General features: G+C 41.0%; 23 protein-coding genes. 1 reads left to right on the top strand and 22 read right to left on the bottom strand.

Features of this window, described 5'->3' with window-relative positions:
* Window positions 1-61: 61 nt before the first annotated feature.
* The 17 genes from pnp to QUF94_RS18525 form a co-directional block, all read right to left on the bottom strand.
* Window positions 62-2,179, bottom strand: coding sequence for a polyribonucleotide nucleotidyltransferase (pnp, locus tag QUF94_RS18445; RefSeq protein ID WP_289317122.1), 2,118 nt, complete (start codon window positions 2,177-2,179; stop codon window positions 62-64).
* 320 nt (window positions 2,180-2,499) lie between these two features.
* Entirely contained in the window at window positions 2,500-2,769 is a 270-nt protein-coding gene (gene rpsO / locus QUF94_RS18450; RefSeq protein WP_053345367.1) for a 30S ribosomal protein S15, read from the bottom strand.
* 147 nt (window positions 2,770-2,916) lie between these two features.
* Window positions 2,917-3,867: a bifunctional riboflavin kinase/FAD synthetase gene (ribF, locus tag QUF94_RS18455; protein WP_289317123.1), complete on the bottom strand. Its 951-nt coding sequence runs from the start codon at window positions 3,865-3,867 to the stop codon at window positions 2,917-2,919.
* 33 nt (window positions 3,868-3,900) lie between these two features.
* Window positions 3,901-4,821, bottom strand: coding sequence for a tRNA pseudouridine(55) synthase TruB (truB, locus tag QUF94_RS18460; RefSeq protein WP_289317124.1), 921 nt, complete (start codon window positions 4,819-4,821; stop codon window positions 3,901-3,903).
* A 167-nt stretch (window positions 4,822-4,988) separates the two neighbouring features.
* Window positions 4,989-5,357, bottom strand: a complete 369-nt coding sequence (rbfA, locus tag QUF94_RS18465) for a 30S ribosome-binding factor RbfA (RefSeq protein WP_289317125.1) — start codon at window positions 5,355-5,357, stop codon at window positions 4,989-4,991.
* 17 nt (window positions 5,358-5,374) lie between these two features.
* On the bottom strand, window positions 5,375-5,656 hold the full coding sequence (locus QUF94_RS18470; RefSeq protein WP_057913375.1) for a DUF503 domain-containing protein: 282 nt from the start codon (window positions 5,654-5,656) through the stop codon (window positions 5,375-5,377).
* The gene (infB, locus tag QUF94_RS18475; RefSeq protein ID WP_289317126.1) at window positions 5,653-7,809 is read right to left on the bottom strand and encodes a translation initiation factor IF-2; all 2,157 of its coding nucleotides are present in this window, start codon (window positions 7,807-7,809) and stop codon (window positions 5,653-5,655) included. The genes QUF94_RS18470 and infB overlap by 4 nt, the downstream gene beginning before the upstream one ends.
* Before the next feature lie 19 nt (window positions 7,810-7,828).
* Window positions 7,829-8,134, bottom strand: a complete 306-nt coding sequence (locus tag QUF94_RS18480; RefSeq protein WP_061144653.1) for a YlxQ family RNA-binding protein — start codon at window positions 8,132-8,134, stop codon at window positions 7,829-7,831.
* Between the two features lie 4 nt (window positions 8,135-8,138).
* Window positions 8,139-8,414 carry an RNase P modulator RnpM gene (rnpM, locus tag QUF94_RS18485; RefSeq protein WP_061462443.1) on the bottom strand — a complete coding sequence of 92 codons (276 nt, stop codon included), beginning with the start codon at window positions 8,412-8,414 and terminating at the stop codon, window positions 8,139-8,141.
* A gap of 17 nt (window positions 8,415-8,431) precedes the next feature.
* Complete coding sequence (nusA, locus tag QUF94_RS18490; RefSeq protein WP_289317127.1) at window positions 8,432-9,559, bottom strand: transcription termination factor NusA; 1,128 nt, start codon at window positions 9,557-9,559, stop codon at window positions 8,432-8,434.
* Window positions 9,560-9,605: 46 nt separating this feature from the next.
* Window positions 9,606-10,079, bottom strand: coding sequence for a ribosome maturation factor RimP (gene rimP, locus QUF94_RS18495; RefSeq protein ID WP_289317128.1), 474 nt, complete (start codon window positions 10,077-10,079; stop codon window positions 9,606-9,608).
* Between the two features lie 192 nt (window positions 10,080-10,271).
* Window positions 10,272-14,594 carry a PolC-type DNA polymerase III gene (locus tag QUF94_RS18500; protein WP_289317129.1) on the bottom strand — a complete coding sequence of 1,441 codons (4,323 nt, stop codon included), beginning with the start codon at window positions 14,592-14,594 and terminating at the stop codon, window positions 10,272-10,274.
* Window positions 14,595-14,762: 168 nt separating this feature from the next.
* Window positions 14,763-16,463, bottom strand: coding sequence for a proline--tRNA ligase (locus QUF94_RS18505; RefSeq protein ID WP_289317130.1), 1,701 nt, complete (start codon window positions 16,461-16,463; stop codon window positions 14,763-14,765).
* Between the two features lie 274 nt (window positions 16,464-16,737).
* Entirely contained in the window at window positions 16,738-18,006 is a 1,269-nt protein-coding gene (gene rseP, locus QUF94_RS18510) for an RIP metalloprotease RseP (protein ID WP_289317131.1), read from the bottom strand.
* Between the two features lie 7 nt (window positions 18,007-18,013).
* Window positions 18,014-19,174: a 1-deoxy-D-xylulose-5-phosphate reductoisomerase gene (dxr, locus tag QUF94_RS18515; protein WP_289317132.1), complete on the bottom strand. Its 1,161-nt coding sequence runs from the start codon at window positions 19,172-19,174 to the stop codon at window positions 18,014-18,016.
* Window positions 19,175-19,217: 43 nt separating this feature from the next.
* Window positions 19,218-20,015 (bottom strand): phosphatidate cytidylyltransferase, encoded by a 798-nt coding sequence (locus QUF94_RS18520; protein WP_289317133.1) that lies wholly within the window; start codon window positions 20,013-20,015, stop codon window positions 19,218-19,220.
* Window positions 20,016-20,040: 25 nt separating this feature from the next.
* Complete coding sequence (locus QUF94_RS18525; protein WP_289317134.1) at window positions 20,041-20,814, bottom strand: undecaprenyl pyrophosphate synthase; 774 nt, start codon at window positions 20,812-20,814, stop codon at window positions 20,041-20,043.
* Window positions 20,815-20,951: 137 nt separating this feature from the next.
* Here QUF94_RS18525 and QUF94_RS18530 point away from each other — a divergent pair, with 137 nt between their 5' ends.
* Window positions 20,952-21,119: a hypothetical protein gene (locus QUF94_RS18530; protein WP_289317135.1), complete on the top strand. Its 168-nt coding sequence runs from the start codon at window positions 20,952-20,954 to the stop codon at window positions 21,117-21,119.
* 94 nt (window positions 21,120-21,213) lie between these two features.
* On the opposite strand, the gene frr is transcribed toward QUF94_RS18530, so the two are convergent.
* The 5 genes from frr to QUF94_RS18555 all read right to left on the bottom strand — a co-directional run bounded on the left by frr (window position 21,214) and on the right by QUF94_RS18555 (window position 25,320).
* Window positions 21,214-21,771: a ribosome recycling factor gene (frr, locus tag QUF94_RS18535; protein ID WP_289317136.1), complete on the bottom strand. Its 558-nt coding sequence runs from the start codon at window positions 21,769-21,771 to the stop codon at window positions 21,214-21,216.
* Between the two features lie 3 nt (window positions 21,772-21,774).
* A complete protein-coding gene (gene pyrH / locus QUF94_RS18540) occupies window positions 21,775-22,497 on the bottom strand; it encodes a UMP kinase (protein WP_057913387.1) in 723 nt (240 codons plus the stop codon).
* A gap of 125 nt (window positions 22,498-22,622) precedes the next feature.
* On the bottom strand, window positions 22,623-23,507 hold the full coding sequence (gene tsf / locus QUF94_RS18545; RefSeq protein ID WP_289317137.1) for a translation elongation factor Ts: 885 nt from the start codon (window positions 23,505-23,507) through the stop codon (window positions 22,623-22,625).
* Between the two features lie 308 nt (window positions 23,508-23,815).
* On the bottom strand, window positions 23,816-24,529 hold the full coding sequence (gene rpsB, locus QUF94_RS18550; protein ID WP_289318433.1) for a 30S ribosomal protein S2: 714 nt from the start codon (window positions 24,527-24,529) through the stop codon (window positions 23,816-23,818).
* Window positions 24,530-24,681: 152 nt separating this feature from the next.
* Window positions 24,682-25,320: a hypothetical protein gene (locus QUF94_RS18555; protein ID WP_289317138.1), complete on the bottom strand. Its 639-nt coding sequence runs from the start codon at window positions 25,318-25,320 to the stop codon at window positions 24,682-24,684.
* Between the last annotated feature and the right edge of the window lie 264 nt (window positions 25,321-25,584).

Consider the following 25,584-nt stretch of genomic DNA (forward strand, 5'->3'; position numbering starts at 1 on the left):
GCTTTTAAACAAAAAAAGCATGCAGATTCACAAGGAATCGCATGCCGGATTTTGTTTTCTATTACGATTGAGAAGGGTTAGCTGCCTCTTTTTGCTCTTTCAGGACCGCTTTACGGGAAAGGTTTACCCTTCCTTGCTTATCAATCTCAGTTACTTTAACCAATAATTCATCGCCAAGTGAAACGACATCTTCCACTTTTCCGACTCTTTCTTCAGCCAGTTCAGAAATATGTACCAAACCGTCCTTACCATTGAAGATTTCAACGAATGCACCGAACTTTTCGATACGTTTAACTTTACCTAAGTATAGTTCACCCACAACGACTTCACGTACGATATCCTCGATGATTTTCTTCGCCTTTTGAATCATTGGTTCATCTGTAGAAGATATGAATACCGTTCCATCTTGTTCGATGTCGATTTTCACGCCAGTTTCTTCAATGATTTTATTGATATGTTTTCCGCTCGGTCCAATGACATCACGGATCTTATCCGGATTTATAGACATTGTAACGATTTTTGGGGCATATTTGGATAACTGCTCGCGCGGTTGATTGATTGTTGACATCATTGATTCCAAAATATGCATCCGGCCATGTTTGGCTTGAAGTAAAGCTTCTTCAAGGATTTCTCTTGAAAGTCCCTCAATCTTAATATCCATTTGTAGGGCAGTTACACCTTTTGAAGTCCCTGCGACTTTAAAGTCCATGTCTCCCAGATGATCTTCCATACCTTGAATATCCGTTAAGATTGTATAGTGCTCACCTGTTTTGACAAGTCCCATTGCAATACCGGCAACAGGAGCTTTCAATGGAACACCGGCATCCATCATTGCCAAAGTGCTTGCACAGATACTTGCTTGTGATGTTGAACCGTTTGATTCAAGTACTTCAGACACTAGTCTGATTGTATAAGGGAAATCCTTATCGTTTGGAATGACCGGCTCCAATGCTCTTTCACCAAGTGCACCATGACCAATTTCACGGCGTCCTGCCCCACGGATAGGACCAGTTTCACCAACACTGAAATGCGGGAAGTTATAGTGGTGCATAAAACGTTTTGACTCTTCGGTTCCAAGCCCGTCCAGAATCTGTACATCACCAAGTGCACCTAATGTACAGATCGATAGCGCTTGGGTTTGTCCGCGTGTGAACAATCCAGAACCATGTGTACGAGGCAGAATCGTAACTTCCGATGATAATGGTCTGATTTCGTCAGGATTACGGCCATCCGGACGCACTTTTTCTTCCGTAATTAAACGACGGACTTCGGATTTCACCAATTTATTCAGGATTTCTTTGATTTGTTTTAATTTAGCTTCATCAGTTTCTTCTTCATAATGAGCCAACACACGATCTTTCACTTCTTTAATCGCGTCTTCACGAGCATGTTTTTCCTGAACTTGTACAGCTTTGTTCAAGTCTGCTTCACATAGACCCTTCACTTCTGCTTCCAGATCCGCATCCACTTGATATAAAGCGATCTGCATTTTTTCCTTGCCGATTTCAGCAACGATTTTCTCTTGGAATGCAATGATCTTCTTGATTTCATCATGTCCAAACATGATTGCTTCAAGCATTGTTTCCTCTGGTACTTCATTTGCTCCGGCTTCAACCATGTTGATAGCATCTTTAGTACCTGCAACCGTCAAATTGATATCACTTTTTGCAAGTTGGTCAACAGTAGGGTTAATCATGAATTCATTATTGATTCTTCCTACTACAACTCCGGCAATTGGACCTTCGAACGGAATGTCGGAAACTGAAAGTGCAAGGGATGAACCAAGCATCGCTGCCATTTCCGTAGAGCAATCTTGATCGACACTCATGACCATGCTGATGATCTGAACATCGTTCCTGAAGCCATCAGCGAATAACGGGCGTATTGGACGATCAATTAAACGGCTTGCAAGAATTGCCCTTTCACTCGGTCGGCCTTCACGTTTGATGAAGCCCCCTGGAATTTTACCGACTGCATAAAGTCTTTCTTCGTAGTTAACCGTCAAAGGGAAAAAGTCGACATTTCTCGGTTCCTTCGAAGCTGTTGCTGTACTTAATACAGCAGTTTCTCCATAACGGACTAAAACTGCCCCGTTCGCTTGTTTGGCCAATTGCCCTATCTCTACCGTTACATTACGGCCGGCCCAGTCAAATGAATACGTATGTTTTTCCTGTCCCATTTATTAAACCCCTCTCTGAATCTTCACTTAGAGGCTTAGTTTACCTAAACCTGTATTGGATTAAATCATTTATATGTGAAAGTAACTGAACTCGAGTTAAAACCAAACTATTCCTATTATGCACGAAAAAAACAAGCATTAACAGTAAAATGAATAAAAATTTCATTCATTTGATTATGTATATCCTAATCATCTATAAATGGAAAAGGACCCGGCACCTGCCGAGTCCCAAGGACGAAGGCTCAGCCTTTAAGTAGAACACGTCCAAATCATTTGATTAACATCAAAAAAGCGGGAAATTTCCCGCCTTCCTGAAAAAATTATCTACGTAGACCTAATTTGTTAATTAGTGTACGGTAACGAGTAACGTCTTTGTTACGTAGGTAAGTTAAAAGATTACGACGTTTACCTACCATTTTAAGAAGACCGCGACGTGAATGGTGGTCTTTTTTATGTGTGCGTAAGTGACCGTTCAAGTTGTTGATTTCTTCTGTTAATACTGCGATTTGAACTTCTGGAGACCCAGTGTCAGTATCGTGAGTTCTGAACTCAGCGATAAGTTCGTTTTTGCGTACTTGTGTAATTGCCATGTTATTATTCCTCCTAAAATTCTGTAAAATCACCTATTACCGAGCCAGCGTCGGAGTCTCGACTAGCCAAGCAATGGTTATTTTCATACATACAATAGAATACACGTTTTTCATTAAAATTGCAAGTCCTGTCTATCTACTGCCCTTTTATGCTTCCAGCTTTGAAAAATAGGATATTGCATTTTGCTTATCCGTTTCGATCTGAGCGACTAATGCTTCAAGTCCGGAAAATTTCTGCTCACTCCGAAGTCTTGTATGCCATTCAACCGTAACCTGGCTGCCATAAATATCTCTCGAGAACTCCAAGGCATGTACCTCTACAGTTGGATATTTAGGTTTTTCTTCGTGGAACGTTGGTTTGTAACCGACATTGCAAACTCCATCATACCATTTACCGTTTATTTTGATCCTTACAGCATAAACGCCAGCAGCAGGGAAGATATAATCGTCGCTTACTTCAATATTAGCTGTGGGGAATCCCAACTTCCTGCCCCGCTTTTCACCGTGAATGACATGACCTTTCGTCAAATAGCGTCGGCCAGCCAAATGATAAAAGTCGGAAAAGTTGCCATTACCGAGAGTTTCCCTGATTCTTGTCGAGCTAACCTTCTCATCTTCAAGTGTCTGTTTTGCAACGACCGTCTGCGAAAACCTTCCTTGTGCGTAAACAGGCAAATCTTCCATCGACCCTTGACCATAGCGGCCGTATGAATAATCAAACCCTGCTACTACGTGACGGACATTCAGACCGGCAATGTATTCATCAACGAACCGTTCCGGCAGTACCGAAGCAAATTCCTTGCTGAAATGGACAATGAATAAATAATCTATCTCCATCGACTCTATGATATCCACCTTATCTTCAAGTGGAGTGATATAGCGGATATTTTCCGTTTTCCTCCCTAGTACTGCAGAAGGATGGGGGTCAAATGTCATGACTGCTGACTTAAGATTCATTTCATCGGCTTTTTGCTTGGCGGTTTGAATAACAATCTGATGTCCTTTATGTATACCATCAAAAAATCCAAGCGCCATTACAAGCTCAGGAAAATCATCCGATTTAAATTGATGAGGATGCTCTATTGCGATCACTTTCACCTTTCAATCTCCTCTTTCCGACGGTAAAACGGTCTATAATTCTTGTGCCAATACTTTTACAGGTTTAATTAATCCCACTTTTGTCGGATGTATTTGATAAATGGCAATGGCCTTATCGGATGTGTCAACCATCACAAAAGGCTTCCCTTTTTCAACAACGACATCCTCTGTTTGTTCCAATACCGCACCGTTAAGTACTTTCTTTGCTACTTTATCACTAATCTGAAATTTGGGCAAATGAAATAATCCCCGCTCCAAAGGCAATAGAAAATCATCCGTTCTTCCGGTTTCCATGAATGATTCCACCTCAGCAAATGTAAAACAGTCCTCTTGCTTAAAACCTGCTGATTCAATACGGGTCAAATCTGACATATGTGCAGGAAAGCCAAGTGCTTCACCCATCATGACTGCTAGCGTCCGAATATACGTTCCTTTGCTGCACTTGACGCGAAAACGAAAAGAAATGGTTTCCCCTTTGAATTCAGAACGATCATCGAGTAGAGTAATATCGTAGATGGATACCTCCCTTGTCGGCCTTTCCACTTCCACCCCTGCACGAGCATATTCATATAACTTCTTCCCGTTTACCTTTACGGCTGAAAACATCGGCGGCGTCTGTTTAATTTTCCCAGTCAATGATTCCAACACTTCTAGGATCCGTTCACGCTGAATCACTTGATCAATCTTTTTCTCTTCCACTTTTTCACCGCTTGCGTCTTCAGTTGTCGTTGAAAAACCAAGGGTCACTTCCCCTTCATACGCTTTACCGGCTTCTGTCAAATATTCAGCGATTTTAGTTGCCCTGCCAATACAAATAGGTAAAACCCCTGTTACATCCGGATCTAAAGTACCTGTATGCCCAACCTTTTTTGTCTTTAAAATTTTTCTTAATTTAAAAACACAATCATGGGATGTCAATCCCTTGGGTTTCCATAATGGAAGAATACCGTTCACGCTTTCACCTCATCATTTATAAAACACCCTAAACGTTATCATGTAGCAAAATGGAGTCCATTCCGAAAGGTGTTTTTTACTTTTTTACATATTTCGTTTTCAAAAAAAAGAGACCGACTTCAAGAAGTGCAAAGCACTTATTGAGTCGGCCTCCTTTTACTGCTTGCTTATTCTTCGTCTTTTTCAGCCGGTTTTTCCTCTGAATTGATTTGGGAAATCAACGACTCGATACGATTACCATAATCGACCGATTCATCAAATTCAAAAAACAGCTCAGGGGTTTTGCGCAGGCGGATTCTTTGCCCAATTTCTGAACGCATGAATCCTTTGGCCTTTGCTAGGCCTTGAAGGGTTTTCTCCCGTTGTTCCTGGTCACCCAAAACGGAAATATAAACTGTTGCCTGTTGTAAATCGCCTGTGACCGCGACATCCGTCACGGTAACAAATCCGATTCTTGGATCTTTAATCTTTCGGCCGATAATTTCACTCAGCTCTTTTTTCATTTGTTCGCCAACACGATTTGAACGAAGGCTCATAATATCACCTCGATAGCCTAAAGCCAGTCTATATCTGTTATTGTTCGCTCTAGTTCCGGAAAAGAATCTAGAAATTTAAGGGCATTTTGAAGTTCCCGCTCTGTAGCCTTCCTTGAGGACGTTACGGTTACGATAGTAATCTTTGTCCGTTGCCATAAATCCTGAAAATCGGTCTCGGCTACAGAAATATTGAACTTCTGTTTAAGCCGTGTCATGACACGCTGAAGCACGGCCCGTTTTTCTTTCAAAGAATGGGTGTCATGGATGATGCATTCACATTGGACGGAGCCAACGATCATTTACGTTCGATCTCTTCCATTACATACGCTTCGATTACATCGCCTTCTTTAAGGTCGTTGTAATTTTTAATGGTAATACCGCACTCATAGTTTGTTGCCACTTCTTTTACATCATCTTTAAAGCGTTTCAATGCATCAATTTCACCTTCGTAAATGACGACACCTTCACGAATTAAGCGAATTCCGCTATCACGTGTAATTTTTCCTTCTGTAACATATGAACCGGCGATCGTACCAACTTTTGATACTTTGAATGTCGTACGAACTTCGGCCTGACCAATAATTTTTTCTTCGAATTCAGGGTCAAGCATCCCTTTCATAGCCGATTCGATCTCTTCGATCGCTTTATAGATGATGCGGTGAAGGCGAACATCAACATTTTCCGATTCAGCTGCACGCTTAGCATTCACGTCAGGACGAACGTTAAATCCGATGACGATTGCATTGGAAGCTGTAGCAAGGATGATGTCAGACTCTGTTATTGCACCGACGCCAGTGTGTATGATTTTCACTTTAGCGCCTTCCACTTCTATTTTATTCAGGGAAGCGGCTACTGCTTCCGCAGAACCTTGAACATCTGCTTTTAGAATGATGTTCAATTCTTTAATTTCCCCTTCTTTCATTTGCTCGAACAATGTATCAAGCGTTACACGGGATTTTTCATTACGTTGTGAAGCAAGTTGTCTCTGCGCACGCACTTCCCCAACTTGACGGGCCGTTTTCTCATCTTCAAAGACGATGAAACGATCACCGGCCTGCGGCACTTCATTCAATCCAGTGATTTCAACCGGTGTTGAAGGACCTGCATCCTTAACACGGCGTCCAAGATCGTTAAGCATAGCACGTACACGTCCGAATGTATTACCGATAACAATCGGATCTCCGACCTTTAACGTTCCGTTTTGAACTAACAAAGTAGCAACCGATCCGCGACCTTTATCCAAACGCGCTTCGATAACCGTACCATTCGCTTTACGAGTTGGATTCGCTTTATACTCTTCCACTTCACTGACAAGAAGAATCATTTCAAGCAAGCTATCGATACCTTCACCGTTTTTAGCTGAAATAGGTACGAAAATTGTGTCTCCGCCCCATGCTTCAGAAACTAAGCCATGTTCTGTCAATTCTTGCATGACACGGTCCGGATTAGCAGCTTCTTTATCCATTTTATTAACAGCAACGATAATTGGAACTTCTGCCGCTTTAGCATGGTTAATCGCTTCAATCGTTTGAGGCATAACACCATCATCCGCCGCTACGACCAGGATGGTGATATCAGTAACTTGTGCACCGCGGGCACGCATCGTTGTAAACGCAGCATGTCCTGGTGTATCTAGGAATGTTATTTTTTTATCGTTTACTTTAACTTGATAAGCACCGATATGCTGAGTGATCCCGCCTGCTTCGCCTTCTGTTACTTTTGTATGGCGTATAGAATCAAGCAATGTCGTTTTACCATGGTCTACGTGCCCCATGATCGTCACGACAGCCGGACGTTCAATCAAATCTTCAGAAGCGTCTTCAGTGACTAGTGACTCAAGGTCAGTCAGGTCAACACGAATTTCTTCTTCGGCCACTACTCCGTATTCCGCACAAATCAATTCAATTGCATCTTTATCCAAAGTTTGGTTGATTGTAGCCATGACACCAAGCATAAAGAGCTTTTTAATGATTTCAGAAGGTTCACGGTGAAGTTTTTTACCAAGTTCCATAACCGTCAATGACTCATAAAACGTAATTTTCTCTGGAAGCTCTCTTTCTTTACGTTTTGTAACGGGAGCCTGAGGTGCTTGTTGTCTTTGTTTATTATTCTTATTCTTATTATTGCGACCCCTGTTAAACTGCCCAGTTGGTTTTTTCGTACCTACTGGCTTAACTGGTGGTTTCTTCTTCAGTTTTTCTTTATTGACTGTGCTCTTTTCATCCGCTTCAGCTTCGTACTTCGCAACCGTAGCGTTAGCTTTTGGTTCAGCAGCTTGGCTTTTATCTTCGTTTTTAGGTTTAATTGAATCGTTTAATTTATTTACAGTTGAATCGTCTAATGCTGTCATATGGTTTGTTACCTCTATATTCATTTCTTTAAGTTTATTTATTACATCCTTGCTTGAAACGTTCTTTTGTTTTGCATATTCATATACACGCAATTTTGTCATACGTTCACCCCCGTAAAATTTAATCGAGCAGCGTTCGGAGTTTTTGTGCAAAACCTTCATCCAGAACTGCGACGGCAACTCTAGCATCCTTACCTATCGCATGGCCGAGCATAGACCTGCTTTCGACTCTTTTTAAAGGAACCTGATAAAATGCGCACTTATCAGATATTTTTTTTTCAGTGTTTTTTGAAGCGTCCGCGGATAAAATAACAACTTTGGCATTACCGCTTCTAATCTCTTTAACCACTAATTCTTCACCCGAAATTAGCTTGCGTGCTCGATTGGCCAAACCTAATAGAGACATCCATTGTTGTTGTTGGGTCATGGTGTTAGTTTTTCTCCTTATTCACTAATTCAAGCAATTGTTCATAAAGGGAAGAATCGATTTGGGTACTAAGGTGATTAGCCAGCACATTTTTCTTTTTGGCCAGCTCGATAACATCCCGATCAAGAGTCAAATAAGCTCCCCTTCCCGATTTCTTTCCGGTCGGATCAAGGCTGACTTCCCCTTCTTTAGATCGAACGATGCGAATGAGTTCTTTTTTCGGCTTCATTTCGCCTGTAGCCACACATTTACGCATCGGGATTTTTTTTCGGCTATTCATCTTTTTTCACCTCTGAATTACTCATTATCCTCTTCGAAATTTGTTTCCTCTTCATTAACACTATCTCTGCTCAAAAGGAATTCCTGTTCTTCCACTGGATAAATACCAGCTTCGCGGGCTTCCGTTTCACTCTTGATATCAATTTTCCAGCCTGTAAGTTTGGCAGCTAAACGGGCATTTTGTCCACGCTTACCAATTGCCAGGGAAAGTTGATAATCCGGAACGATTACGGTAGTCGCCTTTTCCTCTTCTTTTACGATGACTTCAAGTACTTTTGAAGGGCTTAAAGCATTCGCAACGAAAATGACCGGATTCTCCGACCATTTAACGATATCGATCTTTTCACCTTTCAATTCATTGACGATGGCCTGAACACGTTGTCCTTTTTGGCCTACACAGGAACCGACAGGATCGACTTCTTCGTTATCGGAGTGCACGGAGATTTTTGAACGGTCGCCTGCTTCGCGGGCAACTGACTTAATTTCCACTGTTCCATCGAAAATTTCAGGCACTTCGATTTCGAATAAACGTTTTAAAAGACCAGGATGTGAACGGGATACAAAAATTTGCGGGCCCTTGGAAGTCTTTTCAACTTTAGTGATGAAAACTTTAATGCGATCATGAGGTTTGTACTGTTCATTCGGCATTTGCTCATTAACCGGGAGCAAAGCTTCGATTTTACCTAGGCTCACATAAATGAATCGGGAATCCTGGCGTTGAACGATGCCAGTCATGATATCCTCTTCACGATCAATGAACTCGGCGTAAATGATGCCTCTTTCTGCTTCACGCACCCTTTGAGTAACGACTTGTTTGGCAGTTTGTGCAGCAATACGACCGAAATCCTTTGGTGTTACTTCCATTTCGACAATATCCTCTAACTGATAGTTGGGATCAATTGCTCTTGCTTCTTCGACAGAAATTTCCAAACGTGAATCGAATACTTCGTCAACAACGTCTTTTCTGGCAAATACACGCATAGTTCCTTTACCAAGATTCAAGTCGATACGTACATTTTGTGCTTGGTTAAAGTTACGGCGATATGCCGATATAAGAGCAGCTTCAATCGCGTCGATCAAAACTTCCCTGGAAATTCCTTTTTCGTTTTCTAAAATATAGAGAGCATCCAATAACTCATTGCCCATGGTGATCCCCCTTACGGATATTTAAATATTTAATGATTTGCTTGACTTAAGAGAAGGTAATCGCCAATCTTGCTTTGGCCACCTTTTCGAATGGTATGACAATCGTTTTCTTTCTTGTCTTGATTCTGACTTCGAGTGTCACTTCTTTACCATCGAAACTGGTTAAGATTCCTTCGAATTCTTTTTCATCTAAAATGGGCTCGTATGTTTTTATGTAAACATTTTTACCGATAGCTTTAAGGAAATCCTTCTCTTTTTTCAGAGGCCTTTCAGCTCCGGGTGATGAAACTTCGAGAAAATAATTTTGTGGAATCGGATCAACCTCATCAAGCTTTTCACTGAGTTTTTCACTCACATTTCCGCAATCTTCAATATCTACGCCTGTTTCTTTATCAATGTACACTCGAAGGAACCAGCTTTTACCTTCCTTCACATACTCCACTTCGACTAATTCAAGCTGCAATTCATCAAGAATTGGTAATGCTAATTCTTCTACAACTTCCGTTACCTTTTTACTCATTTGTTTCCTCCATACGTGCGTTGTATGCGCTTGGTTTCGGATTCAAAATTAAATGGTCAATACAACACGAAAGAGTGGGTTTCCCCACTCTTGCCATTGGTTCCTCTTAGTATTTCCAATAAAAATATACCATAATCAAGATATTTATGCAAATATCATGTCTGTTTCTTCCTTTTTTCCATCAGTTTCCTCTTAAAATAAAGATAACTGATTTTGTTCAGGCAATGATTCCAGACATCCTTGTTTATCAAGGTATTCAAGGATGGTCTTCGAAACCTTCCCCCGTTGCTGTAGGTCTTCTTTCGAAAGGAATTCACCATTCTTGCGTGCGTTGACGATATTGATGGCGGCGTTCGTTCCAAGACCAGGTATTGAATTGAAAGGCGGAATCAAATTAGTTCCTTCAATTATGAATTGATCAGCACTGGATTTGTATAAATCCACTTTAGCGAATGCATAGCCGCGTTCACACATTTCCAAAGCTAGTTCAAGAACCGTCAATGTATTCTTTTCCTTTGTAGATGCATCCAATCCCTTTACGGTAATTTCTTCCATTTTCAATTTGATCGCTTGCGATCCCCGTGTCATGGCGTCGATTTCAAAATCATCGGCACGTACCGTGAAATAGGCTGCATAATACAATAAAGGCAGATGCACTTTAAAATAGGCAATCCGGACAGCCATTAAGACGTAAGCTGCAGCATGGGCTTTCGGGAACATGTATTTAATCTTCTTACATGAATCGATATACCATTCCGGCACCTCATTTTTCCTCATTTCCTCTTCGAATTCCTCCGAGAGCCCTTTCCCTTTACGTACAGATTCCATTATTTTAAACGCTAGGGAAGGATCTAGACCTTGATAAATCAGATAGACCATAATATCATCCCGGCAACCGATAACCTCACTTAGTGTACATATCCGGTTGTGGATCAGCTCCTGTGCATTGCTCAGCCATACATCCGTACCGTGAGAAAGCCCTGAGATCTGAACAAGCTCGGAAAATGTTGTAGGTTTCGTATCTTCAAGCATCTGCCGGACGAAACGGGTTCCAAATTCGGGAATGCCGAGCGTACCCGTTTTACACATGATCTGTTCTTCGGTAACTCCTAAAGATTCGGTACTGCTGAATATTTTCATTACTTCAGGATCATCGGTAGGAACGGTCTTTGGATCGATGCCGCTTAAATCTTGAAGCATCCGGATTACAGTCGGATCATCATGTCCAAGTATATCGAGTTTCAAAATATTATCGTGAATGGAATGGAAATCAAAGTGAGTTGTTTTCCACTCGGAGTTCCTGTCATCCGCCGGGAACTGAATAGGTGTGAAATCATAAATATCCATATAATCCGGAACAACGATGATTCCGCCTGGATGCTGTCCTGTCGTCCGTTTCACCCCAGTACAACCGGCAACAAGGCGATCAGTCTCAGCTCCGCGCATATGGATGTTATTATCAGCGGAATATCCCTTTACATATCCATAAGCCGTTTTTTCAGCGACCGTACCAATCGTTCCCGCACGATATACATATTCTTCACCGAATAAGACTTTAGTATAGTTATGGGCCTTTGGCTGATATTCACCGGAAAAGTTCAAGTCGATATCGGGAACCTTATCCCCTTTAAATCCAAGGAAGGTTTCGAACGGGATATCATGCCCGTCTTTTGTATAAGCAATGCCACAATCGGGACAATCTTTATCTGGCAGGTCGAATCCCGAACCTACTGAACCGTCATTGAAGAATTCGGATTTCTTGCACTCCGGACATACATAATGCGGTGGAAGCGGATTTACCTCCGTTATTTCAGTCATCGTTGCAACGAAAGATGACCCAACCGATCCCCTTGAGCCAACTAGATAGCCATCATTCAATGATTTTTTTACTAGTTTGTGAGAAATTAAATAAATAACGGCAAATCCATGGCCAATGATGCTTTTCAATTCTTTCTCAAGACGGGCTTCCACGATTTCCGGCAGGTTCTCTCCATAAATCTTCCTTGCCATGCCATAGCTCATCTCACGCATCTCTTCTTCGGCACCTTCGATTTTAGGTGTATATAGCTCGTCCTTGATTGGCTTGATTTCTTCAATCATATCAGCGATTTTATTCGTGTTGGATACCACGACCTCTTTGGCTTTCTCAGAACCAAGGAAGGAAAATTCCCGTAGCATTTCATCCGTAGTCCGAAAATGTACGTCAGGCAGCTTATGACGATTCAGCGGGTTTGCTCCACCTTGTGAATTTACAAGGATTTTCCGGTAAATTTTATCATTCGGATCCAAATAATGCACATTTCCCGTTGCTACGACAGGTTTATCCAATTTTTCACCAAGCTTGACGATATTGGATATTATCGTTTCTAACGATTTATCATCCCGGACATATTCAAGCTCAATCAAATGCTGATACACTTCCTTCGGATGGATTTCAAGATAATCGTAGAATTCGGCGATATCGACGACTTCCTCAAAACCCTTCTGCATCATCCCTTCAAAAACTTCCCCTTTATCGCATCCCGACCCGACCAAAATTCCTTCACGATACTTTTTAAGTTGTGAGCGTGGTATCCGGGGCACACGATAAAAATAATCGATATGCGCTATTGAAATTAATTTGAAAAGGTTTTTTAAGCCTGCCTGCGTTTGCGCGATCAACGTACAATGGGACGGCCGGGAACGCTGATAAGCATTTCCTTTACCCATATTGTCATTAAGCTGATCATGATGGGTAATCTCTTTTTCCATTGCATCCTTCAGCATTTTCAGCATAAGGTAACCTGTAGCTTCGGCATCATAAATGGCCCTATGATGTTGAGTCAAATCAATATCGAACTTTTTACATAATGTATTTAACCGGTGATTTTTAAACTCCGGATATAAGAACCGGGCAAGTTCCAATGTATCAAGAACAGGATTGGAAGCTTTAGGATAACCCATGTTTTTATAACCTATATTCAAAAAGCCCATATCGAAGGCTGCGTTGTGTGCAACCAAGATCGCATCGCCTGCCCAGTTCTTGAACTTTTCTAGTACTTCCGAGACTTCTGGAGCATTTTTTACAAGATCATCAGTGATTCCAGTCAAGTCTATCGTCGTATTCGATAATGGGTGATGCGGATTTGCAAATGACTCGAATCGATCAATGATGTCACCGTCACGAATTTTCACTGCAGCAAATTCAATGATCGTATCATAAACGGCAGACAGACCTGTCGTCTCAACATCAAACACAACGTAGGTGGCATCTGCCAAAGGAATATGTGCCTCATTATAAACAATGGGCACCCCATCATTCACAAGGTTCACTTCGACTCCATAAAGGATTTTGATACCATTCTTTTTCCCGGCACTATAAGCTTCAGGGAATGATTGTGCACCTGCATGATCCGTAATCGCCACTGCCTTATGCCCCCACTTGGCAGCCTGGGCTACAAGCGCAGAAGTAGGTGTCACTGCATCCATCTGACTCATTGGGGTATGCATATGCAGTTCTACACGCTTTTCACCTTCAGGTGCCTTATCCTGCCGTCCTTGTTTAGATATTTCATTAATATCATTTGCAATCATTACCAGGTCACGTACGAAAGTATCATTTTGGATACTGCCTTGGGCACGTACCCACATCCCTTTTTTCACTCTGGCAAGTATGGCAGCATCCTCTTTATCACGCGAAAACATTTTGACCAATATCGAGCTCGTATAATCGGTGACTTTAAAAGTCAACAGGCTCCGGCCGCTTCGTAACTCACGTACTTCTGCATCAAACACGAAGCCTTCGATAGCAATCCTGCGCTCTTCATCTATAATCTGTTCGATTCTGCGGAAATCCGCATCTTCTTTAATCGTATAACCAATTTTAACAGGTCCTTCGTAGACGCCGTCGTCCCCGCCTTTTTCCGATTCTTTCTTCTGCATTTCCACTAAGGCAGCAAGTCCCTTTTCAGCGTCTTCCTTTTGTTTCTCTTCTAGAAACTTCTGGTAATCAGGATTCGAAACCGTCTCTTTCACTTCCGCTTCCAGAGTCAGCGGGGGGAAACCGAATGTTTGGTAGATATTAGAAATGATGCCGGAGTATTTTCGTTTTAACTGGCCAGCCTCCGTATCATTCCGGGCAATTACAATAAGTTTATATCCATTCACTGTGGGCTCTTGTTCATTCAGAAGTGATAACAGTGCTGGAGACATGCCCTCAAGCTCGCCAATGCAGTTTTTCCAATACTCTTTTACCAATTGTTCCGTCACTTGCGGGTTGGCCACATTCAAGTTGAAAGTGACCTTCGCAATATGGGAAAACGTACTTGCTAAATGAGTAGCAAGTCTTGTATGAACACTGCAAGGAATTAATGCAGGTATATTAAAGGCAAAATGCCATGTTTTGGATTCCCTCTCGATTGAGAGTTTATCAATTTCGGCACCTATGAAATAATTCACAAAGGCATCCTCAGTCAAGTCCATTTGCTGGAGCAAGAGTTGAAATCTCTCTCTACCGCTATTTGGATTTTGATCCATTTCCTCTCTCCCCTATCTACTATCTCTCAAGATATTATTCACTTTCATTTTCACTACGATATCAGAGGCTATTATAACATATCACGAATGTTTCACTAGTATCTAAATCCATGAAAAGGAAAGGCATCATCCAATTGAATGATGCCTACCTATTTTTAAATTTATAATTTATCCTAGTATTTCGTGAAGTTTTAGAGTTAGTTCAGATCTTTCAATTTCAAGAACCTCACCCGTTTTACGGATTTTCACTTCGACGATACCCTCGGATGCCTTTTTACCGACCGTCACCCTTACAGGAAGACCGATCAGGTCAGAGTCAGCAAATTTTACGCCAGCACGTTCTTGACGATCATCCATAAGAACATCCATGCCTTGTGCCTTTAGGTCATTATATAAATCTTCTGCCAGCGCAGCCTGAGCCTCATCCTTCATATTGATTGGAATCAAATGAACTTGGTATGGCGCTAAATTCGATGGCCAGACCAAACCTTTTTCATCGTTGAATTGTTCAGCCACAGCTGCAAGTGTACGGGAAACACCAATACCATAACAGCCCATGATCATAGGCTGCGACCGTCCATTCTCATCCAGGAATGTCGCATTCATAGCTTCGGAATATTTAGTTCCCAGTTTGAATACATGGCCAACCTCAATCCCTTTGGCAAATTTAATTTTTCCGTTTCCGTCCGGTGATGGGTCACCCTCTTGAATGAAACGAAGATCTATATAATTAGTCACGTTAAAATCACGATCAGGATTTACGTTCACATAATGATGGTCTTCATCATTTGCACCACAGATACCATTAACCATTGCTTCGACCGCAACATCGGCAATCACTTCCACTTCAGAAGTGACATTGATTGGTCCAAGAGATCCAATTGTACATCCTAGGACTTCTTTCGTCTCATTTGGATCGACCAATTCAACGATTGAAGCGTTATAGAAATTCTTCAGCTTGATATCATTGACTTCATGATCTCCTCGTACCAATACAAGCACATACTTTTCATCCACTTTGAACAATAACGATTTGATCAGTTTCTCTGCTTCGGTATTTAAGAATGAAGCCACTTCTTCAATCGATTTTTGACCAGGTGTATGAATTTTTTCAAGTGCGATTTGTGCTTCGGAGCTTTTTTCATATATTACACTCACCGGTGCCATTTCAATATTTGCTGCATAATCTGAAGTATCAGAATAGGCAATGGTATCTTCCCCTATTTCAGATAGGACCATGAATTCATGTGTATCCTTTCCACCCATCGCCCCCGAATCGGCAATGACGGCACGGAAGTCCAACCCACAACGGCTAAATATATTTGAATATGCCGCATATAAATTTTTATAAACAGCATCCAAGCTTTCTTGATTGGCATGGAAGGAATAAGCATCCTTCATGATGAACTCACGTCCACGCAACAATCCGAAACGTGGTCTTTTTTCATCACGGAATTTGGTTTGGATTTGGTAAACCGTTAAAGGAAGACGCTTGTAGGATTTCACTTCATCACGAACTAAGCTGGTAATCACTTCTTCATGTGTGGCACCAAGCGCAAATTCACGGTTGTTGCGGTCCCTAAGGCGCATCAACTCTGGACCATAGGTATACCAGCGTCCAGATTCCTGCCAGAATTCGGCTTGTTGTAGAGCCGGCATCAATAGTTCTACTGCGCCAGCATTCTCCATCTCTTCCCGAACGATCGCTTCAACCTTTTGAAGCACCCTTTTTCCAAGCGGCATAAAACTATAAACCCCGCTGGAGTTTTGTCTCATAAATCCTGCACGTAATAGAAGCTGATGACTTTTGATTTCAGCATCCGCAGGCACTTCTCTCAATGTAGGGATTAACGTCATACTCTGTTTCATATCTGCACCTCTTCAATATTTCCTTTTAATTAAACTCTTCAACGGTAAAATTCATACCGCAGCATGATTACGGTCATATCATACAAAAAAGACTTTCTGCGTTATTCAGAAAAGCTAATTTAATATACTCATTCTCGATTATACTTACGATTTCCCTAGAAAACAAACTATTTCCCCAAAACCGTTAAAAAACTAGGAAATGACTTTTCTTTCTTCAGAAAAGAAACAGCCAACAGAAAAATCTGCTGGCCTGTTTACCTTACCCAAACATGTCTTATAAGAAGAATCGCTGAATGTCATTCCATGTAACGACAATCATCAATAACATTAGCAATGCAAAGCCGATGAAGTGAACCATTCCTTCTTTTTGGCGATCGATCGGTTTCCCTCTTAAGAATTCGACCACAAAGAATAACAATCTTCCTCCATCCAATGCCGGTAGCGGCAGCAGGTTCATGATTCCCAGGTTAATGCTGAGCAGCCCTGCCCATTTCATTAAAGTGAATAAACCTTGTTTCGCTACTTCTTCAGTTGATTTATATATTCCTACAGGACCGGATAGACTGTCAATCGTAAATCCACCCGTTACGAGGTCACCAAGGATGATGAAGATTTGTTTTGTCCAGAAATACGTTTCTGTAAAACCATATTGTATGGCTTTAATCGGTGCTTTTTCAACTGGAGGGTAAACACCGATAATCCCGATTTTCTTACCTTCCCTCTCCACTTCTTGTGGAACAACCGGCACTTCTAATGTTTTCCCGTCCCTGTCAACGACAAACTCGATCTCTTGTCCGGGGTTCTTTTGAATGCTTTCCTGAACATCCCCCCAAGAAGACACTTCCGTCCCTTCTATGGATTGAATGACATCCCCAGATTTTAAACCGGCATTTACAGCCGAACCATCTGGAGTCAACTCACCAAGTTTCGCTTCATCCACCACGACTCCTTGAAACAAGCCGATCAACACAAAAATGACAAAAGCCAAAACGAAGTTCATTGCCGGACCAGCTACAATCGTAAGAAAACGATGCCCAAGCGACTTTGAGGCAAATTGCCGGTCAAATGGAGCAATCTGGTTCTCCACACCATTTTCAACGATTACCGCTTCTTTATGGATGGTAAACGTTTTTAATGTATCTTCCTCGCCCTCTTCATAACCAGTAAGGATAAGTTTATGATCAAGGTCGATCACTTCAACTTCCACAATACGAATATCAGGATATTTATCTTTGTTGTTCAAAATGATTTTTGTAACATTCTCTTCATTATCAAACATTAATCCTACTCGATAGCCGGGCTTCAATTCGATATTTTCTGTGTCTTCACCAGCCATACGCACATATCCGCCCAATGGAAGCAATCGAATGGTATAAACGGTTTCATTCTTTTTATATGTGAATACTTTTGGCCCGAAACCTATTGCGAACTCACGGCATAAAATTCCGGCACGCTTTGCAAACACTAAGTGTCCAAGCTCATGGAAAAATACAAGAGCGCCAAAAATGATGATGAACGCTATAATCGTTTCTAAAGTCTGCATGTTCCGGTCACCTATCTTTCACTAAAGATTCTATAAACTGCCTAGTCATATTATCCACTTCCTGAATCGTTTCTAAATCAGGAAGGGCTATGACGGAATGCTGATTCAGCGCTTTTTCAATTAACGTTTCAATTTCAAGGAAGGATACCCTTCCAGATAAGAACGCAGAGACTGCCGCTTCATTGGCGGCATTCAATACGGTAGTCATCGTTCCGCCCATTTTACCCGCTTTATAGGCGAATTGCAAACAAGGATATCTGGTGAAATCCATATCGCTAAAATGCAGTTTGCCCACTTCAGCAAGGTTCAGGCGTTTACGCCCTTCTAGCGGCATACGGTCTGGATAAGTAAGTGCATATTGTATCGGCACTCGCATATCCGGTGAACCCAGTTGCGCTATCACGCTGGAATCATGAAACTCAACCATGGAATGGATGACGCTCTCCTTATGTAGCAATACATCAATTTTATCGTATGGAAGATCGAATAGCCAGTGGGCCTCAATCACTTCCAAACCCTTATTCATCATTGAAGCAGAATCGATCGTGATTTTCGCTCCCATTGACCAGTTCGGATGGTTCAGCGCCTCTTCCACCGTTACACCCTTCAATTCTTCCCTGGTCCGATCGCGAAAACTGCCTCCTGAAGCAGTGATGACAAGACGTTCTATATTTTTTTCCCTTTCACCCTGTAATGCCTGAAAAATAGCGGAATGCTCACTGTCAACCGGCAGCAATCTAACCCCCGCCTTTTTAGCTTCACTTATAACCAAATGACCTGCCGTTACCAAAGTTTCCTTGTTGGCGATAGCAATATCCTTTTTAGCCTTTATTGCTTGAAGTGTCGGATAAAGGCCTACGCTTCCGATGACGGCATTGACCAATATCGTCGCTTGATCATACACAGCAACAGCAGTCAATCCCTCATCGCCATACATGAACTCGATATCCTTGCGGCTGAAGAATTCACTTTTCAAAACATGATAATCTTCTTCCGTCTGGACTGAAACTAGTTTCGGTTCAAACTCTTGTATATAGGCCCTGACCAATTCTATATTCTTTCCAGCAGAAAGCGCCACTATCTTGAATTGATCGGGATGGGACCTTACCACATCCGCTGTTTGTTGACCAATCGAACCTGTCGCGCCCAAAAGGCTGATACTTTTCAAATTGCTCATCTCCTAATTCATTAAACAGTTGCCTATATTTATATTATAAAACATGCAATAAATGCAAAATCGGTAAAATGAATATCACGCTATCAAGCCTGTCCAAAATTCCACCGTGTCCCGGGAGAAGCTTCCCGGAATCCTTAACCCCATAATGACGTTTATACGCCGATTGGACGAGGTCGCCCAATTGGCCGAATACCCCAATGATCAATGAAATCAATAATAATTGTAATAATGTGTAGTCAAGACTGGAGAAGGCGTAAAATAGCACACCCACTACCATCGCGGAACATAATCCGCCGATAAATCCTTCAACCGTCTTGTTTGGACTTATTTCTGGCCATAGCTTTCTTTTACCAAGTGATTTACCTATGAAGTATGCTCCGGAATCGGTTGCCCAGATTGTAAATAATGTAAGCAAGATATAGATCAGACCCAACCCTAAAGAGTCACGTGTTTCGAATAGGTAGTAGAAACCCATTCCCAGGTATAGGACCGAAATCACTAAAAATCCTGCATCATCAAAAGTAAAACGGTTTTTTGAAACGACTGTATAAAGTAATAGCAGCAAAACCCCGATTAAGAAGACTTGCACTTTATCGTAATTTATTTCCGCTAAAAAAGCGGTATGTTCATTAGGCAATAAAAGTACCCACAATAATATGTGAGAAAGAAATGCTTCAAAAGATAGTACACGTAAATTTTTCATTTTCATCAGTTCATACAAACCAATGGACCCCAACAGATAAACCGTCAGTAAAAAGGGAATGCCCCCTAAAATGACTAGTGGAATGAAGATAGCGGCAACTACGACCGCCGTAATAATTCGTTGTTTCATTATTCCATTTTCCTCGCCTTCTACATTAAACGCCACCGAATCTTCGTGAACGCTTTTGATACTCCTCAACTGCCTGCAATAAATGCTCTTCACTAAAATCTGGCCATAGCACCTCTGTAAACCAAAGCTCAGTATAAGCCGCCTGCCAAAGCATGAAATTACTTAAACGGATTTCACCGCTTGTACGGATCAGTAAATCCGGATCCGACAAATGTTTGGTCATCAGATAACTGGATAGCATTTCCTCAGTTACATTTTCCTTTACTATACCATTCTTAGCATCTTGAATGATGCTATTCACTGCAGATACAATCTCCCCACGGCTTCCATAGTTAAGGGCAAAATTCAGAATCATCCCATCATTATCCTTCGTATCTTCCATTGCCCGTTTAACGGCATTTTGAGTATGTGCAGGAATGAGTGATATGTCCCCGATCGTTTCAACTCTTACATTTTCGGAAATGAGCTCAGGTAAAAATGTCCCAAGAAATTCCTGGGGAAGCTTCATCAAAAAGTCGACTTCACTTTTCGGACGTTTCCAGTTTTCAGTGGAAAACGCATAGACTGTCAAAGTTTTGACCCCTAATTTATTGGCAACTTTCGTAATTTTACGAACGGTTTTCATTCCTTCATGATGACCCGCCACACGTGGCAATGCACGCTTTTTGGCCCAACGGCCGTTTCCATCCATTATGATGGCGATATGCTGAGGAACATCAAACTGTTTAATATGCTGAATCCTATTTGTTACATCGGAAGAAGCATCTTTATTAACGAAACGCTTCCAAAGTGAATACATATGTTAGTCCCCCATCAGGTTGTACTTATCTCTCTACAAAGGCAAAGTTTTCGTGCACTATGTATATCAAGCTTTCTGCCGCTTAAAAAGAATCTATATTATAATATCAAAAAAAAACTCGTTCTCATATTATTATTATGAAAATTATTTCTTCATTAGAAGCTAGAAAGGGAGAAATCATTACTTCTTTTATTCTAAAACCGGTTATGATTACAATGAAAAATGCAAAAAAAGGACCACCTCCAACGTTTGCATGCAACATACTAACTCAAGGAGTAATCATTATCGGAGAAACCTTATTATAACAGTTTTCTCTTTTAAGCACACCTATATGTTAGAACCAAGACATGACCCTGTATGGATTCGGCCCTCTTTATTTTAAAAATTCTTAAATGGCAATTATACTTCCAAAATTTCTTTTTCTTTATCTTTTGTAATCTCATCGATTTTCGTGATATTGCCATCTGTCATCTTTTGGATGTCATCAGCATAGCCACGTAAATCATCTTCAGTGATTTCACCATTTTTTTCAAGCTTTTTCAAATCATCATTAGCATCGCGACGCACATTACGGACAGCTATTTTTGCTTCTTCCGCTTCTTTTTTGACAACTTTCACAAGCTCTTTTCTGCGTTCTTCAGTTAAAGCCGGGATGGCTATCCTGATGATCGATCCATCATTAGAAGGATTTAAGCCTAAATCCGATTTCAAAATCGCCTTTTCAATTTCACCCAATACCGTCTTATCATATGGTTGAATGACCAAAAGTCTTGCTTCCGGGACAGAAATACCAGCCACCTGATTAACTGGTGTCGGCGAACCATAATAATCAATCGAGATTCTATCAAGCAATGAGGCATTTGCCCTTCCGGCACGGATGCTGGCTAATTCACGTGTGTACGCTCCAATGGCTTTTTCCATTTTCGTTTTCGCATTCGAAATAACTTGTTTCGGCATCTTTTATTTCCCCCTTACAATAGTTCCAAGCGTTTCGCCTAGAACGGCTCGTTTAATATTACCTTTTTCCATAATCGAGAAGACAATCAATGGTATATCATTGTCCATGCATAATGAGGACGCAGTCGAATCCATTACTTCCAATCCTTCTTTAATTACATCAAGATAGGAAAGTTCATCATACTTCACTGCATTTTTGTCCTTAACCGGATCTGCATTGTAAACGCCATCCACATTATTTTTCGCCATCAAGATGACATCAGCTTCAATTTCAGCAGCGCGCAGGGCGGCAGTGGTATCCGTTGAAAAGTATGGATTACCTGTACCAGCTGCAAAAATCACCACTCTTTTTTTCTCTAGATGCCTGATTGCACGGCGTCTGATATATGGTTCTGCAACTTGTCTCATCTCAATGGAAGTTTGAACGCGCGTTTCAATTCCAAGCTGATCTAGGCTGTCTTGTAATGCCAATGAGTTCATGACTGTAGCAAGCATACCCATATAATCGGCATTAGCACGATCCATACCCATTTCACTGCCTATTTTCCCGCGCCAAATGTTTCCGCCGCCGACAACAACAGCCACTTCCACATCAAGCTCAGCCACTTCCTTGACTTGTTCAGCAATAGATTTAATTACTGCAGGGTTAATTCCAAATCCTTCTTCACCGGCTAATGCTTCGCCACTTAGTTTTAGAACGACACGTTTATATTTAGCGTTACTCATGAGAACCTCCAACTATGTAATCTTTTCGTTCGTTCATCATGCTTTCTTGCAATACTACCAAAAATTCATGACATTTCAAAAAATAGGGAACACCAGAGTGTTCCCTATTATTAATTATCTGACAATTAGTCTTTTTTAACTTGGTTCATTACTTCTTCAGCAAAGTTTTCTTGACGTTTTTCAAGACCTTCCCCTACTTCATAACGAACGAATGATTGGATTTTTCCGCCTTTTGATTCTACGAATTGTCCCACTTTTTGATCTGGGTTTTTAACGAAAGCTTGTTCGTTCACACAGATTTCTTCGTAGAATTTATTGATACGGCCTTCAACCATTTTTGCAACGATTTTTTCCGGCTTGCCTTCGTTAAGCGCTTGTTGAGTAAGAACTTCGCGTTCGCGATCTAATTCGCTAGCATCGACTTGGTCGCGAGAGATATATTTTGGGTTAATTGCAGCGATATGCATTGAAACGCCTTTAGCTGCATCTTCGTCAGTTGTACCTTCAAGAACTGATAGTACGCTTATACGTCCACCCATGTGAAGGTATGCACCAAATGCGTCGTTATCTGTTTTAGTAACGACTTGGAAGCGGCGAAGAGTTAATTTTTCCCCGATTTTAGCAACTGCAGCATTAATATGATCTGCAACTTTTGCACCATTTTCCATTGTTTGCTCAAGAGCAACTTCAACGCTTTCAGGTTTGTTAGCAAGAAGGAATGCAGCCAATTCTTTAACAAGTGCTTGGAAGCCTTCGTTTTTAGCAACGAAATCAGTTTCTGAGTTCACTTCAAGAATAACCGCTTGGTTTCCTTCTACAACGATAGAAGTTAAACCTTCAGCAGCAATACGGTCGCCTTTATTAGCAGCTTTTGCAATTCCTTTTTCACGTAGGAAATCGATTGCTTTTTCCATATCGCCTTCTGTTTGTACAAGTGCCTTTTTACAGTCCATCATACCAGCACCAGTTTTTTCACGCAATTCTTTAACTAATTGTGCAGTGATTGCCATAATATATATCCTCCTCAAATTAAATGCAGTTTATTCAATCTTTACCCATTATTGCCAAAAAATACTTGTTATCATCAAAGAATAATTACGAGCCTTGGCAATATTCCAGAAAAACCATCCACTTATTCAGTCAATTTTACTGAACTCAATACCTGATGACTTTCTAACCTTGAAAATCGACCATACCTTTAAAAAGAACATTCCGTACAGTGATTTATGTATGCTTATTTAGTGCAAAAAAAAGGGATAAAAGGCATTATCCTCTTATCACCTTTTTTTCTTACTGAATAAGCAACCTTTTTTACTTATTAAGCAGTAGTTGTTTCAGTTGCTGTTTCTTCGCCTTGTTTAGCTTCTAAGATAGCATCTGCCATTTTACCTGTTAATAATTTAACAGCACGGATTGCATCGTCATTCGCAGGAATGACTACATCGATTTCATCCGGATCACAGTTTGTATCAACGATACCAACAAGTGGAATGTGTAATTTGTGTGCTTCCGCAACAGCAATACGCTCTTTGCGAGGGTCGATAACGAAGATCGCATCTGGAAGAGTCTTCATATCTTTAATTCCGCCTAAGAATTTCTCTAAGCGATCCCATTCTTTTTTAAGTTGGATAACTTCTTTTTTAGGAAGGACTTCGAAAGTTCCGTTTGCTTCCATTTTTTCGATATCTTTAAGACGAGAAATACGTTTTTGGATTGTTTCAAAGTTTGTTAAAGTTCCACCTAACCAGCGTTGGTTTACATAGTACATACCAGAACGGATAGCTTCTTCTTTAACAGATTCTTGAGCTTGTTTTTTAGTACCAACGAAAAGAACAGTTCCACCGTTAGCAGCTAGTTCTTTCACGAAGTTATAAGCTTCTTCAACCTTTTTAACTGTTTTTTGAAGGTCGATGATGTAGATGCCGTTACGCTCAGTGAAGATATATTTCTTCATTTTCGGGTTCCAGCGACGTGTTTGGTGTCCGAAATGCACACCAGCTTCAAGCAATTGTTTCATAGAAATGACTGACATTTTATTTCCTCCTAAATGGTTTTGTTTTTCCTCCGCACCGATCATTTTCATACAGAAACTGTCGAAACAGCACCATCTGCAAGAATCACGGGGCGTGTGTATTAACACCATTTCATAATATACCATAATGATTCTGCTCAATCAAGAAATATTTATCTATTCATGCGAAACTTTAATAATAGCTCTATTTCCGTTTGACCGCGACCTAAATTTTTGGCGATTTCTTCAATTGAATGACCTTGATCCGCTAACATATCCACTTGTTCATTTAATGTTCGCGCATTTACCGAGGCCTGTAACATGTCCGAAAATTCTTTACCAGTCCGTTTCCCTTCGTTTGGAAGGGAAGTGGCTGCAGATGAAAGCTCTAATTTGTCTTCAACTTTTACGGGTAAAGTATTGTCACCATGTTCTTCAGGCATTATTTTGTAGGCGGTGATCGCCTGCTTTTTAGAGGCGGTACGACTTCCCTCTTTAAACGCTTGCAGCATGTTTTGCTGTTGTTTTACTTCTTTATCTTCCATGGTTTCTTTTATTGAACCATGTTCTTGACTTTTTTGTCCATACTCGTGATTCATTGCAACCGAATTGGTGAATGCCTTTACCAATGTCTCGTTGTCCTCTTTCATTTCCATCAAATAACCAGACATAAGTTGTTCCATTTCACCAATGATTGCCTTTTGATCTTTTTCCAGCTGACTTAAACGATTTTGTCGAAGATATAAAACGATGATGGCAAAAATGGTGAATATATTTAATACAAACAACAAAAACATAAAAAACACTGACATGTTGCCTCCTAATTAACCGGAATATTCAACCCTCGGTTGGGGATCTTCTTTCACTGTTGTTTTTTTCTTGATTACTTTTTGTTTATATTTTTTTGGAGACTGGCGCCTGTCTGCATTTCCTTCTTTTTCATGAAAATGGGCGTGGATGCTTTCGCATCCTGGATTCGTGGAAGTACATATCAATCGGTTTTAAGCTCATAGGCTACCCAACTTCCTTTGAAAACCCTTTTTCATTTCAAATAATCGAACAAAACCGAGCGAAAG

The organism is Peribacillus sp. NJ4 (genome assembly GCF_030348345.1).
GTDB lineage: Bacteria > Bacillota > Bacilli > Bacillales > DSM-1321 > Peribacillus.

Bases quoted from the DNA above. Each gene is read 5' to 3' on its own strand.
- pnp (WP_289317122.1), bottom strand. From the start codon at position 2,179: ATGGGACAGGAAAAACATACGTATTCATTTGACTGGGCCGGCCGTAAT.
- rpsO (WP_053345367.1), bottom strand. From the start codon at position 2,769: ATGGCAATTACACAAGTACGCAAAAACGAACTTATCGCTGAGTTCAGA.
- rbfA (WP_289317125.1), bottom strand. From the start codon at position 5,357: ATGAGCCTTCGTTCAAATCGTGTTGGCGAACAAATGAAAAAAGAGCTG.
- QUF94_RS18470 (WP_057913375.1), bottom strand. From the start codon at position 5,656: ATGATCGTTGGCTCCGTCCAATGTGAATGCATCATCCATGACACCCAT.
- infB (WP_289317126.1), bottom strand. From the start codon at position 7,809: ATGACAAAATTGCGTGTATATGAATATGCAAAACAAAAGAACGTTTCA.
- QUF94_RS18480 (WP_061144653.1), bottom strand. From the start codon at position 8,134: ATGACCCAACAACAACAATGGATGTCTCTATTAGGTTTGGCCAATCGA.
- rnpM (WP_061462443.1), bottom strand. From the start codon at position 8,414: ATGAATAGCCGAAAAAAAATCCCGATGCGTAAATGTGTGGCTACAGGC.
- nusA (WP_289317127.1), bottom strand. From the start codon at position 9,559: ATGGGCAATGAGTTATTGGATGCTCTCTATATTTTAGAAAACGAAAAA.
- rimP (WP_289317128.1), bottom strand. From the start codon at position 10,079: ATGAGTAAAAAGGTAACGGAAGTTGTAGAAGAATTAGCATTACCAATT.
- QUF94_RS18500 (WP_289317129.1), bottom strand. From the start codon at position 14,594: ATGGATCAAAATCCAAATAGCGGTAGAGAGAGATTTCAACTCTTGCTC.
- QUF94_RS18505 (WP_289317130.1), bottom strand. From the start codon at position 16,463: ATGAAACAGAGTATGACGTTAATCCCTACATTGAGAGAAGTGCCTGCG.
- rseP (WP_289317131.1), bottom strand. From the start codon at position 18,006: ATGCAGACTTTAGAAACGATTATAGCGTTCATCATCATTTTTGGCGCT.
- QUF94_RS18520 (WP_289317133.1), bottom strand. From the start codon at position 20,015: ATGAAACAACGAATTATTACGGCGGTCGTAGTTGCCGCTATCTTCATT.
- QUF94_RS18525 (WP_289317134.1), bottom strand. From the start codon at position 20,814: ATGTATTCACTTTGGAAGCGTTTCGTTAATAAAGATGCTTCTTCCGAT.
- QUF94_RS18530 (WP_289317135.1), top strand. From the start codon at position 20,952: ATGAAAATTATTTCTTCATTAGAAGCTAGAAAGGGAGAAATCATTACT.
- frr (WP_289317136.1), bottom strand. From the start codon at position 21,771: ATGCCGAAACAAGTTATTTCGAATGCGAAAACGAAAATGGAAAAAGCC.
- pyrH (WP_057913387.1), bottom strand. From the start codon at position 22,497: ATGAGTAACGCTAAATATAAACGTGTCGTTCTAAAACTAAGTGGCGAA.
- tsf (WP_289317137.1), bottom strand. From the start codon at position 23,507: ATGGCAATCACTGCACAATTAGTTAAAGAATTGCGTGAAAAAACTGGT.
- rpsB (WP_289318433.1), bottom strand. From the start codon at position 24,529: ATGTCAGTCATTTCTATGAAACAATTGCTTGAAGCTGGTGTGCATTTC.
- QUF94_RS18555 (WP_289317138.1), bottom strand. From the start codon at position 25,320: ATGTCAGTGTTTTTTATGTTTTTGTTGTTTGTATTAAATATATTCACC.